General features: G+C 43.8%; 9 protein-coding genes. 8 read left to right on the plus strand and 1 reads right to left on the minus strand.

What is annotated here, in order from left to right:
* The first annotated feature begins 51 nt into the window (after positions 1–51).
* The 3 genes from AC1EKB_RS02490 to AC1EKB_RS02500 all read left to right on the plus strand — a co-directional run bounded on the left by AC1EKB_RS02490 (position 52) and on the right by AC1EKB_RS02500 (position 4,432).
* On the plus strand, positions 52–735 hold the full coding sequence (locus tag AC1EKB_RS02490; RefSeq protein WP_481248760.1) for a ribonuclease HII: 684 nt from the start codon (positions 52–54) through the stop codon (positions 733–735).
* A gap of 366 nt (positions 736–1,101) precedes the next feature.
* Positions 1,102–3,675 carry an ABC transporter ATP-binding protein gene (locus AC1EKB_RS02495; protein ID WP_481248761.1) on the plus strand — a complete coding sequence of 858 codons (2,574 nt, stop codon included), beginning with the start codon at positions 1,102–1,104 and terminating at the stop codon, positions 3,673–3,675.
* Positions 3,659–4,432, plus strand: a complete 774-nt coding sequence (locus tag AC1EKB_RS02500; RefSeq protein ID WP_016793387.1) for an HNH endonuclease family protein — start codon at positions 3,659–3,661, stop codon at positions 4,430–4,432. The genes AC1EKB_RS02495 and AC1EKB_RS02500 overlap by 17 nt, the downstream gene beginning before the upstream one ends.
* Before the next feature lie 185 nt (positions 4,433–4,617).
* On the opposite strand, the gene serS is transcribed toward AC1EKB_RS02500, so the two are convergent.
* Positions 4,618–5,904, minus strand: a complete 1,287-nt coding sequence (gene serS / locus AC1EKB_RS02505; protein WP_004131752.1) for a serine--tRNA ligase — start codon at positions 5,902–5,904, stop codon at positions 4,618–4,620.
* 118 nt (positions 5,905–6,022) lie between these two features.
* On the opposite strand from serS, the gene trxA reads away from it, so the two are divergent.
* The 5 genes from trxA to AC1EKB_RS02530 all read left to right on the plus strand — a co-directional run bounded on the left by trxA (position 6,023) and on the right by AC1EKB_RS02530 (position 12,459).
* Complete coding sequence (gene trxA / locus AC1EKB_RS02510) at positions 6,023–6,379, plus strand: thioredoxin (RefSeq protein WP_415694372.1); 357 nt, start codon at positions 6,023–6,025, stop codon at positions 6,377–6,379.
* A gap of 226 nt (positions 6,380–6,605) precedes the next feature.
* The gene (locus AC1EKB_RS02515) at positions 6,606–7,610 is read left to right on the plus strand and encodes an aggregation-promoting factor C-terminal-like domain-containing protein (RefSeq protein WP_415694373.1); all 1,005 of its coding nucleotides are present in this window, start codon (positions 6,606–6,608) and stop codon (positions 7,608–7,610) included.
* A gap of 196 nt (positions 7,611–7,806) precedes the next feature.
* Positions 7,807–9,465, plus strand: a complete 1,659-nt coding sequence (locus AC1EKB_RS02520; protein ID WP_415694374.1) for an MDR family MFS transporter — start codon at positions 7,807–7,809, stop codon at positions 9,463–9,465.
* A gap of 441 nt (positions 9,466–9,906) precedes the next feature.
* Positions 9,907–10,698, plus strand: coding sequence for a DeoR/GlpR family DNA-binding transcription regulator (locus AC1EKB_RS02525; RefSeq protein ID WP_481248762.1), 792 nt, complete (start codon positions 9,907–9,909; stop codon positions 10,696–10,698).
* A gap of 609 nt (positions 10,699–11,307) precedes the next feature.
* Complete coding sequence (locus AC1EKB_RS02530) at positions 11,308–12,459, plus strand: hypothetical protein (protein WP_481248763.1); 1,152 nt, start codon at positions 11,308–11,310, stop codon at positions 12,457–12,459.
* Positions 12,460–12,467 lie beyond the last annotated feature (8 nt).

Raw genomic sequence — 12,467 nt, forward strand, 5'->3', positions numbered from 1 at the left:
TAAATAGACGTAAATAGGCATCGCAAATAAGTAGTTAAGAGTAGGCAAATTTTGGCAATTATTCCATCTTTTGACTTTGAGCAGAGCCTTATAAGCAGCGGATTTGACTGGGTTATTGGCTTAGACGAGGTTGGTCGCGGCAGTCTTGCTGGTCCTGTTATGGTTGGAGCTGCTCTTTTTAGCGCGCAAAAGATTAAGTCGGGCAGTTTTCCGCAAGGTTTAGCGGATTCTAAGCTTCTTAATGCGCATAAGCGGGAAGGTTTGCTGGAGCCGATTGAAAATTGGTGCGATGCTTTTGCTGTTGGCTCTTGCACAAATCGTCAAATTGACGAGTGGGGTATTAGCTACGCTCTTGGTGTTGCTGCGATTAATGCGATTAACGATGTTCAAAATCGCATGCGCTCTAGCCTTAAAGATGCACAGATTGCTGCTATTTTGGACGGTCCGTTCAATTACGTTGGCAAAGCTTTAGGTACTTTTGATGCGCCTAGTATGCAATTTTCTGTAAAAGTTCACACTTTAGTTAAGGCAGATCAAAAGTGCGCTAGTGTTTCTGCGGCTTCTGTTATTGCAAAGGTGACTCGAGATTCGTTGATGATTGATTTAGCGCAAAATCCAAAATATGCTGTTTACGATTGGGCGCATAACAAGGGCTATGGTTCTAAAGCGCATAGGGATGCGATTTTGGAGCACGGCGCTAGCGATTTGCATCGTTTGAGTTGGCATTTGGGGTAGCTCGTATTTTGTAGCGCGCATTTTGTGTAGTGTGTATTTTGTGTAGCTCGCAATCTACAATTCGGCGTGTTGATGCCTGGCGTTTAGCGTAATCTTATGTGTTGTAAGAGGTAGTGAATCTGTGTGTTAGAGAGTGCTTGTAAAAGTGTATTTTACGGGTTTGCAAAGTGGTTTATAATGCTTTAAGAGTTTAGATGTGCTGTGAGTATTAGATTTGTTTGATGTTTATATGTTGGGCTGTTTTTGTGTTTGTTTGCATTGTGTTAAATGTGTTTGCTCTTATGCATAAGATAACTACGTTGATTTTGTAGGTTTTATTGATTTTGTAAGTTTTGTAGGTTTTATGAACAAGAAAAGGATAGTTAAATGATTAGTCGTTTCTTTGCTTTTGTTCCAGGTGTTAAACATCTGGTTGCCTTAAGAGCGGCGTGTCTTGCTATATCTTCTCTTGCAAACATCGGTTTTGTGTATGTTTGTGTTGGTATTCTTTCGCCTATTTTGATTCCAGCAAAATACACTGGTAAATCTTTGCTTAGCTCCGTTGAGTTAACGTCTTATTTGATTTCGCTTGTTGGTATTTTGATTATAAAATACGTTGCTTTCCATCAATCTTGTATTTTTTCTACCGAGATTGGCACTCGCGTAGCTATGAAGCTTCGACCGAAGATGTTGCGATCTATGATTTCGCTCAGTTCGGCTAATCGTACTGATTCTGTTGAGTATTCTTCGATTTGCGTAAATGAAGATATTGCTTGGGTTCAGCGTTGGGCTGGTTTGCTTTTGCCGCAAATTTTTGCAGCTTTTCCTATGCCTTTTGCTGTTAGCATTGCGTTGTTCTCAATCAACACTTATTTAGCGAGTATTTGCCTTATTGCGGCCGTTTTTTCTGCTTTAGCTCTTTGTACTGCGCTTTATAACGTTCGTGTTTTGTTGCGTTGTTTGTGCGCTTTTTTGACGTATTTTATGGTTGCTGTTGCTGTTGTTTGCACGGTTTGGCTTCTTTCAGTTAGGTCTGTTGGTCTTCCTGCAGCAATGCTAACTTTGCCTCTGCTTATGTTAAGTGTGGATCCAATTCGCCGAGTTGCTAATTGCATGCATATTAAAAATCGTGCTGTTTTGGGGCTAAATAATATTGGCGATTTGTTCAAAAGTGTTGCTGCTAATGGTGGTTCTTCCAATAATTCATCTGCTTTGGATTCCGAATATTCACAATCCGTGCTAGAAAAAATAGACAATAAGTCGTCTTTGAGTATTCCAGATGGCGCTAGCAACGTTTCTCTTCATGTTCGTTGTAATTTTGTTAAGAATAATCGTCCTTTGCGAGCATCCTTTAATGTTTCTAGTGGAAAACTGAATATAATGCCAAGCGAGTATTACGATTTAGTTGCGAATAACGTTCTTAATGGCGTTACTTTTAGCTCTAAATCGAATGTTGCGCTATCTTACAGTGATAGTTACGCTTTGCCTGATTTGGGTGCGGATTCGCCATTTGTGGCATCTGATTTTGGCGATATTGTGGGAAATCCTTCTTATATAACTCTAAATAACGTAGATCCTGGTGCATTGGCGGATCTTGTAACGATTGTTCGCAAGAATAGTCACATGTTTTCCGCCACTTTGCGAGAAAACTTACTGATGGCGTCTAAAAATGCTACTACAACGTCTATGTGGCAGGCACTTGGGGCTGCTCGCGCGGATGGTGTTGTTTATGCAGATTACAACGGTTTAGACTTGCGAGTAGAAAATATTCATGCCGAAAATAAGCAAGACATTCTTAGGCGACTTGTTATGGCGCGCGCGTTGATTCGCCGCACTCCTGTATACATTTTTGACTATTCTTCCAAAGATATTAGCGCTAAAGAAGCTAAAAACTTATGCGATATTTTGCGCAAAATTGCCAAAAAAGCAACTATTCTTGTGTTTCTTCCAAGCGATAGCTACGCCACTAGTGCAGACAATTTAGTTAAAGTTAGTGTGTTTAGTGATTCGCGTGCGCGAGCTGCATCTGTAGGCGCACTAAGTGGTGATTCAAATGGCGATTTGAGCGCGCAAAGTGGCGATACAAGTAGCGATTTAAGTGGCGATGAGCGTGAAAATGAGCATGAAAATATTGCGCATAATAGTGGCAAAAAATCAAAAGTGTCTTACTTAAAGAAAGCATTATTTGCCATTCTCAGTGCCTTCTCAACTGTAATAAATATTGTTTGCGCTTTGCTGATTCCTGTTTGCGCAATCGCAGCAATGTTTGCTATAGCAAGCAGGCCGCTTTTTGGCTTAGGTGTTAAAGACTATGTTCTTGTTGTAGTTGTTTGCGCATGCTTAAGATGCTTAACGCTTGTTGCGTCTTTTGCAGGACTAGACCTTCATCACGCTCACTTACACAAGGCAGGTCTTAGTATGAGCGTTGGAATGATTCTTTCGATTATTCCAGCAATCGTTTTGCTAAGCTACTTTAGTGTTCAAATCGCGATTTTTGCGTCTGTGATTTGTTTGCTAATCGTGTTTGTAATTCCAGGATTGTTTAGTTTGAGCCTTAAAAGCTTTATTAATAAAGTTCATTTAGACCAAAAAATGGTTGAACTAGAAGTAGACGATGTAGAGCTTGGTTTGCAAGAAGTATTAGCATTCCGTCAAGGAGACTATTGCGTTAAACGAGTTGTTGATTCAATGCGAAAATTGGCTCAGCAACGCGTAAGATTATCGCGCAAAGTCGGCAGAATGCAAGCGATTCTTATGTCGGTTTCTCTTATTGGAATCGCAAACGCAATAATGCTTGTTTCTAGCACAATCCACCCGCTTGTAACTAAGAATCCGCAATGGAACGTTGTGTACGCAGTTATGGCAATCATTATTCTTATTAGCCTTATTCAGCAAGTGCTCAACATTGTTATACGTCGTATTCCTTGGGTTGTAGATATTAATCATGCTGCGCAATCGTAGTAACCGTAGCGGTCGTAGTAACCGTAGAGTAGGTGATGCGCGCTATAGCAACGCTCCAATCTCTAGGAGCGTAACGTCTTTTATATGGCTTATTGCGCTCGCGATTCTTGTAGGAATTGTTATTGGCTTAGTTTTGCCTAAACTCAACCAAGATGTTGGAAATATCACTGGAGAATACGTTGCCAGTGGAGATGCTGCCGAAAAGCTTAGCAAGTTAAAAGTAGATAAGTCGCATGCTTCTGGATATAACAGAAGCGTTTTTGGGTATAGAACTACAGACGATGATAAAAACGGTTGTGATGTTCGAGAAGACGTTCTTGCGCGTGATTTAACGCATGTTCGCTTTAAGTATGCGGGATCTTGCAAAGTGGCGTCTGGGCTTTTACACGACCCATATACAGGATTAGATATTAACTTTGTGCGAGGCAGAAAAACTAGCGCGCTTGTTCAAATTGATCACGTTGTGGCTCTAGAAAACGCTTGGCAGTCGGGTGCTTGGAAGTGGAATCGCGCTAAGCGACTTAAGTTTGGTAACGATATGCTAAACCTTCTTGCCGTGCAAGGAGCAGCAAATCAAGAAAAAGGTTCTGCTTCCGCAGCCTATTGGCTTCCATCTAATAAGTCTTTTAGATGCGGTTATGTAGCTAGGCAGATTGCTGTTAAGTATAAGTACGACCTTAGCGTTACAAGCGCCGAAAAGCAGAGTATGGCGTCTGTTTTGCACGGGTGTTCTGCGCAAGAGCTGCCTACAAAGTAGTGGCGCGTTGCTCAAATCGGCGTGTCGAGCTACAAAATCCGTCAATTTTTCCCGACTTTGTAGCTCTACTCGGCAAAATCTGCAACAAAATGCGCAAATGTCGAATAAAAAAGTGTGCAAACCAAAACTGATTTGCACACTTATTAATCAACGTTAAATTAAAGGCTTAAAGCTATGTTAGGCTTTTAGGCTTCCCACTTAGTAGGCTCAATAACCTCTTTGCCACCCATGTATGCTTGCATAGCTTTTGGAATATCAATCGAACCATCTTCGTGCTGATGATTTTCCAAAATAGCAACAAGCCAGCGAGTAGTAGCCAAAGTGCCATTAAGCGTGCTAACTGGGCGAGTTCCGCCATCTTCTATGCGCTCGCGAACATTCAAGCGACGAGCCTGATACTCCGTGCAATTAGAAGTAGAAGTAAGCTCGCGGTAGCGGCCTTGAGTTGGAACCCAAGCTTCGCAATCAAACTTACGAGCAGCAGAAGAACCAAGGTCACCAGCAGCAGTATCAATAATGCGGTAAGGAACTTCCACCTTAGCAAGCATCTCTTGCTCCATCCCAAGCAACTTTTGATGTTCTGCGCGAGAATCTTCCTGCTTGCAATAAACAAACATTTCTACTTTATCGAATTGATGCACGCGAATAATGCCAGAGGTATCTTTTCCAGCAGCACCAGCTTCTCGACGGTAGCAGCTCGACCAGCCACAGTAGCGCAAAGCGCCATTGCTTAAGTCAAGGATCTCATCCTCATGCATGCCAGCAAGAGCAACTTCGGATGTGCCAACTAGGTATTGATCATCTGGCTCGCGAAGGCGATAAATCTCGTCTGCGTGCGAATTCAAGAATCCAGTTCCGCGCATAACTTCTGGACGCACAAGTGTTGGCGTAATCGCAAGCGTAAAGCCGTGCTCTTCTGCTTGGTCTACAGCCATTGTAAGCATTGCGATTTGCAATCGAGCTACAGCTCCGCGCAAGAAGTAGAAGCGAGAGCCTGCAACCTTTACGCCTCTGCGCATATCGATTCCAGCAACGCCAGTTCCAAGAGTTAAGTGGTCTTTTGGCTCAAAGCCTTCTGCTGCAAAGTCGCGAGGTGTACCAACCTTCTTAACAACAACGTAGTCGTCTTCTCCGCCTTCTGGAGCTTCGTCTTCTACAATGTTAGAAAGCTTCCACATTGCTGTTGTGTAGTCGGCAGTAGCTTGCTCGGATTGAGCCTTAAACTGTGCAACTTTTTGCGCTAACTCTTTTGTTTGTGCAATAAGTTCGGCTTTTTGGTCTGCGCTTGCGGCCGCTACCTTTTTGCCAATTGCTTTTTGATCGGCTCTAGCTGCCTCAAATGCCTTTAAGCTTGTGCGGCGCAAATCATCTGCGCGAAGCACTTCATCGACAAGTTCTACGGACTCGCCACGCTTGCGTTGCGACTCCTTAACTACGTCGGCATGTTCACGAATAAATTGGATATCAAGCATGTTTTCTAGCCTAGTGCCGTAAGGCGACAGATAATGCGTATAAGCATGGTGCGAATGGCATACGCAAATGAGCATGTGTACGTGTAAAATTTATTAAATCTTGTTTTAAGGAGTAAAAATGGCACTTATTCACGCTACTCAAGAAGATTTTGAGAAGATTGCAAGCACCAACGAGGTAGTTGTTGTTGATTTTTGGGCCACTTGGTGCGGTCCTTGCCGTGCTTTTGGGCCGATTTTTGAGCAAGTAAGCGCAAAGTTTGAAGATGTTCCGTTTGTTAAGGTAGACATTGATCAGTCTCCAGATTTGGCGAGTGCGGCTGCGATTAAAGCGGTTCCAACAGTTATGGTTATTAAGCGCGGAGATGTTATTTATCGTCAAGCTGGCGCTTTGCTTCCAGCTGATTTAGAAGATTTAGTTAATCAAGCTAAGGCTTATGATCCTAGTAAAGATGATGAAAATAGTAAAGATAATTAAAAACAGTAAAGATAATTAGGTGATTCTGTAAGCGAGTAAAGTGAATTTAATAAGGGTATAAAATAATCGCAAGAACCTTGATTTTTAGCGCTTCTCTTTACGTAAGACTACAATTACATATACTTTGTGCAAAAAGTCGTATAACTAAAATCGTATAAAAGATTGTATAAAAAGTCGTATAACGTTTTAGATTTACACTTTGCACTAACTTCTATCAAGGAGAGTTATGACAAGTCACAGAAAGAAAACTGTTACGCTTACTTCATTGAGCATGCGTCAATGGGCAAGAGTTGCAGTGATTTTTATTAGTATTGTGGCTGTTGTAGTTCTTGGAGTTGTTTCTCGAAACTTTTATTCTGGTTCCAAATCGAATTCCGCAAAGTCTTATGTAACCGCCTATTCGGCTACAGATAGCGAAAATCAGGTTTCTCGTGGTGCATACAGAAACTCGCTTAAACCATCTAAAAAAGGCGCAACTTCTTATATTACTGTAAATATAAATGGCCATCATCGCGCGGTTTTTGGAACAGATTTTACAAACGTTAAGTCCGTTTTAGAAGCGGGGGACATAACTTTGGATTCGCACGACGTTGTTACGCCGTCTCTTGATTCAAAGGTTAGCGAATCTACTGTTATAACTATTAAGCGCGCTGGTGCCAAGCTTGAAACTTCCGACGAGCCTATTGCTTTTAATACGGTTAAAAAAGAGACGTCGGCTCTTCCAAAAGGTACAGAAAAGGTTAAAGATCAAGGTGCGCCTGGCGTTATGGAAACGAGCAAAATCGTTACGCGTGCTGGCAAGAAGATTGTGTCTTCCAACGTTTTTGTGTCTTTTGTTAAGCAAGCTCCAAAAGATAGGGTTGTTCTTGTTGGAACTGGCGGCGCTAGTGTAGATTCTGCTTCTGCTGAGTCTATTGGAACCACAGTTCCAGCTGGCGAGATGCAAGAGTGGGCTCATTCGTGGCTGCTTTCAAATGGATACAGCGAGGCTGATTTTACTGCTACTGTGTTTATTATCTCGCATGAATCGGGTTGGCGCGTAAATGCTATGAATCCTTCTGGCGCATATGGCTTGCCTCAAGCTTTGCCTGGAAGAAAGATGTCTTCTATGGGAGCCGATTGGGCAACTAATTATCAAACTCAGCTTCGTTGGTTCTGGAATTATTGCAATGGTCGTTATGGCTCTATTCAAGGCGCCTACAGACATTGGCTATCGCACAGAAGCTACTGATTTGACTTGTAATTATTTTTTCGAGAATCGTGGGGTTATAGAGAATCGTGGGTTTTTAGTTTTGTAAACAACAAACTCACGGAGTAGTCTTATAGCTTGTTTTAAGGCGATTATTGTAGAGTCGAGTATATTTCTTGATTTTGCAATAATCGCTGATTATTTTATGCGTGTTTTGCAAATATGGAAGGAAGTTTAAGTGACAATATTGCCTAGAAAATCATGGTTTAATAAGAGTGGTGACTCTGTTAGCAAGTCTTATAAATGCAAGCCTTTTGGGAATTTGCATGAACTTAGCCATGCTCTTGTTGGTGAGCAAGCGTATAAGAATAATCGTCTTACGCGTGCAGCCTTGGTTTCTTTGGCAATTCTAACTTTTATAACGTTTATTGGTAATTTTGCGCAATTGCAACTTACGGCCGCGCTGCCAACTATTGTGCACGAATTTAACATTAGTGTTACTACAGGTCAGTGGCTTACGTCTATTTTTCAGCTGATTATGGCCATTATGGTGCCGCTTACTGCGTTTTTAACTAGGCGATTTTCCACGCGTCAAATCGTTATATCGTCTATGATTCTTTTTACGCTCGGCTCAATTATGGCATGGCTTAGCAATGACTTTATTATGGCGCTTGCTGGTCGAACTTTAGAGGCGATTGGCACGGGCGTTATGTGGCCAGTGTTGCAAATCACCGTGTTTTCCGTGTACCCAGTAACACGGCGAGGAATGGCAATGGGCAGCGTTGGTATGGCTATGAGCATTGCGCCTGCAATCGGCCCAACTGTTGGTGGCATGCAAACCGATTTTAACGGGTGGCGTTCAATCTTTCTTTCGCTTAGCATTATTGGCGTAATTTCTATTGTTCTTTCTGCATTCTTCTTGCACAATTTTGGTGAGCAAGATCGCAGCGCCAAAGCCGACTTTTTCTCCGTTGGGCTTTCGATTATTGGCTTCGGCGGCGTTATGTTTGGCTTTACAAATATTGAAGCGTACGGAATTGCTAGCGCGTTTTCTTGGGCGCCTATGATTGTTGGCGCGTGTGGTGTGGCGTGGTTTGTTGCTAGACAGTTGCGCGCGCATGCTAGTGGTAAGCAGCCGCTACTTGGCATTAACGTTTTGAAGAATCGCTATTTTACAGTTGGTACTGCTTGCGCATGCTTAACGTTCTTTGCGTTTAGCTCGATTATGGTTGTTATTCCGCTTTATATTCAGTCTGATCGCGGTTTTTCTGCCACTATGAGCGGCCTTGTGCTTTTGCCTGGCGCGTTTGGAATGGCCATTTCGCAATACTTTGGTGGGCGTATGCTGGATCGTTTTGGCGTGCGGCCAGTGGCAATGGCTGGCTCGTTGATTTTGCTTTTTGGCACAGTCATGATGAGTCTTATAGACATGCACACGTGGATTTGGTGGATTTCTATTTGGCAATTTACGCGTCAAATTGGCATGGGATTCTTGCTTATGCCTGTTACAACGTGGTCATTAAACTGTTTGCAACGCAGCGAGCTTGGCGATGGATCTGCTGTGACTAACACAATGCGCCAGCTTTGGGGTGCGATTGGTGCGCCTGTGCTTGTTGTAACAATGGCCACTTTTACGCAATGGCATCACGTTCTTACGGGCGTTGGAAGTGCGGATAATGTTGCGGCTAGTATTTTTGGCGTGCAATGGACTTTGAGGATTAGCGCGATTATTACGGCTATTATGGCTTTGATTGTTATTTTTGGCGTTAAGGGAGAAGGCGCGGGTTCGGCGCATCAGCTTGCACGCAGGGCGATTGACCGTATGCGCGTTTTGCACATTCCGCACGCGTCGGAGCATAAAGACGTTATGCACGATCATACGCATCATCAATACTGATATCTGCCCATCTTTTTGTTGCTCTACACGCTGTGAATCAGATACAAACGCACCACATAAACTCACATAGATTACGACAAGTGAGGTAGAGATTTGAGATTTTTCGCCCTGAATGAGATGAACCTCAGCGCCGAAGGTGGTGATTCATCGAATGAAGAAGAAAAATCGAGAATCTCGGTGATGAAAGATACGAAAAAGTCCTAGATATTCAGAAGGTTTGATGTATTTCTATACGAGCAATAAAAGAGGAGCGTAGCGACGGGACTTGCGAGGAGAGAAATACTCAAACCTCGCGCAACAACAAGTAATGAGCGTTGCGTTTTACAAGCATTTGTTCGTTTTGCCAAATTTTATACGTTTTTTGTTAAATACCTAACGTTTTGAGCCTAGAAACGCTCATTTGCGTTTGTTTTTTGCGTTTACTTGTGCGATAATGTTCACATGATTTCTTCACAGCGTCAACAATTGATTTTGAGCCGCCTTCGCACCAGGGGGGCCGTGCGTATTACCGCTCTTTCTAAGGAACTCGCCGTTTCTGCAATGACAATTCGCAGGGATATTGCGGAGCTTTCGGATCGCGGTCTTCTAAAGCGCGTGCATGGTGGTGCTGTTACAACTAACACGCTTCTTTCGGAGCCGCTATTTTCCGTAAAGTCGCAGATGGATATGGGTCTTAAGGATGCAATCGCCACTAAGGCGGTGGATTATGTTCAGCCAGGAGATGTGATTGCAATCGGTGGTGGCACAACAGCGTACGTATTTGCGCAGCATCTGCTTGAGTCGCGCAGGGCGTCTGGAATCACGATTCTAACAAATTCGATTCCAGTTGCGGAGCTTGTTCAAGCGCTTGAATCCAAAGATATTGAGGTTATTGTTACGGGCGGTGTTATTACGCGTTCCAACTCGTTGGTTGGCCCTATTGCCGATAAAGTTGTTTCGTCTTTGCGCGTAAACACAGTATTTTTGGGCACGCATTCCGTTAGTTTGCCTCGCGGATTCCTTATGCCGAATTCGTTGGAAGCTGCTACAGATATGGCTTTGATGGATATTGCGGATCGCACGATTATATTAACGGATCACACAAAGTGGACTTGCACGTCGCTTTCGCTTTTTGCGCGATTTGATCAAGTTGACACGGTTATTACAGACGATTGCTTAGATGCGGATTCGCAGCTTCGCACTCGCGAGTTGGTTAAGAATTTGGTTCTTGCGTCAACAGTTACTGGTGAATAAGCTTGCGCGACGACCTGCCTTTTCGCTTAGAGCGTAGCGCGAAAAGGCAATTCGGAGCGCTGAGCCGCTCAGGGCAGAAGCACTGCTTATGCGTGGCAAAGCGCTTTGACTGAGCTTGAAATTGCATAACGCATTTCAAGCTCCTTCAAAGCGTGATTTGGCTCAAATGTAAAGTCCAGTGGACTTTACATGCCAAATCAGCCGAGCGGCTACTAATAGCCGCGAGGAATAGCGCGCTTAGACCGCGCTCACAATATTCTTGATTCTTTTCCCATCATTTGTTTTGCGACACACCCGAAAAGTCTTTCCTTAAAAAAACCTGGGAAAATTCTTCAAAAACCTTGAAATGCGTATTTTTACGGTTTAAGTGTTGTTTATCCACAAATTTTACGGCAAGTGTGGCCTAATTGTGGATTAGTTTGCGTATAACATCATTTTTTTCGGTTTAGCATGTGTGGCTGGTACTTGACTTTTTCAAACGGGGGGGGGGTATGTTAATAGCAAACATGGCCGCACCTAGTTTGGCTGTGTACCACGATCCGTTTTGGATTGTGGAGCAAATTTTTCTATGCGCCCCTAACGCATAGGAGAAGAAGAAAGGAAAATAAAATGATGAATAAGAAGGCTATCGCCGCTTTCGCTGCTGGCGCAACTTTGCTTGCCGGCTTCGCAATGGCCACCCCAGCATTCGCTGAGGCTCCTAAGGCTCCTGAGGCTGTAAAGACTCCAACAACTGCTGATTTGAAGAAGCAGTACGAGGATGCTAAGACGGCTTTTGAAGGAATGTCTGCTGGTAAGGATGCGCCAACTGAGCCAACTTCTGATGCTGTTAAGAAGCTTTATAAGGAAGTTGATGGCAAGCTTGAGCTGAAGCCTGCAACTGATCCTGATCGTAAAGATGCAAAAGAAGCGGATGTAAATTCTGCAACCGATTATGTCACGAAGTACAACGCTCATGCTGCTTATGTTGCTCAGGAAACCAAGGTCAATGATCTTCATGCTAAGTATCTTGCTTCCTTGGAGAAGGATGCTAACACTCCAAAGGCTGAGGATCCATCTGATGCTGATTACACTGCTGCTTTGCAGTCTGCGTCTACTAAGCTTCAGGCTGCCGATAAGAGCGTTCGCGACGCTTTTGCTAAGGCTAACAAGCTTGACGGTGAGTTGAAGGCTGCTAAGGCTAAGGCTTCTGCTGCTGCTAAGGCTGTTACCGATTTTAAGAATGAGCATGACGATATGTCTAAGCGTGATCAGGCTACCCTTGGTCGCTTAGAGAAGGCTCAAGCAGATGCTGACGCTGCTGTTACTAAGCTTGAAGGTAAGACTACTGAAGCAAAGGGCAAGTTTGATGATGCTTTCGGCAAGTATGAGTCTGCTTTCACTGCTTACTCGGATGCTTACGCTAAGGCTAAGGATCATAAGGAGGCTTTGGTTCTTGGTTTTGCTGCTCCAGAAGCTGTTAAGTTGCTTAAGACTGACTTCCAGTATGGTGTTGGTTTTGTAGGCTCTTCTGACCCATTCGTTGCTCCTGGTGCTCCAGCTGGTCAGCCAGGTGCTAAGCCAGGTCAGGCTGGTAAGGCTGGCCAGGCTGGCGCTAATGGCTCCGCTGCTGCTGGTGCTAAGACTGAGGTTGAGAACAAGAATGGCAAGGACAAGCGCGGTAACACCCACACTGGTACTGGTGTTGGCGTAACTTTGACTGCTTTGGCTGCCACCATGCTTGCTGGCATGGGTGCTGCTGTTCGCAAGGCTCGTCACTAAGCATTGCG

The organism is Gardnerella sialicivorans subsp. sialicivorans (genome assembly GCF_056746795.1).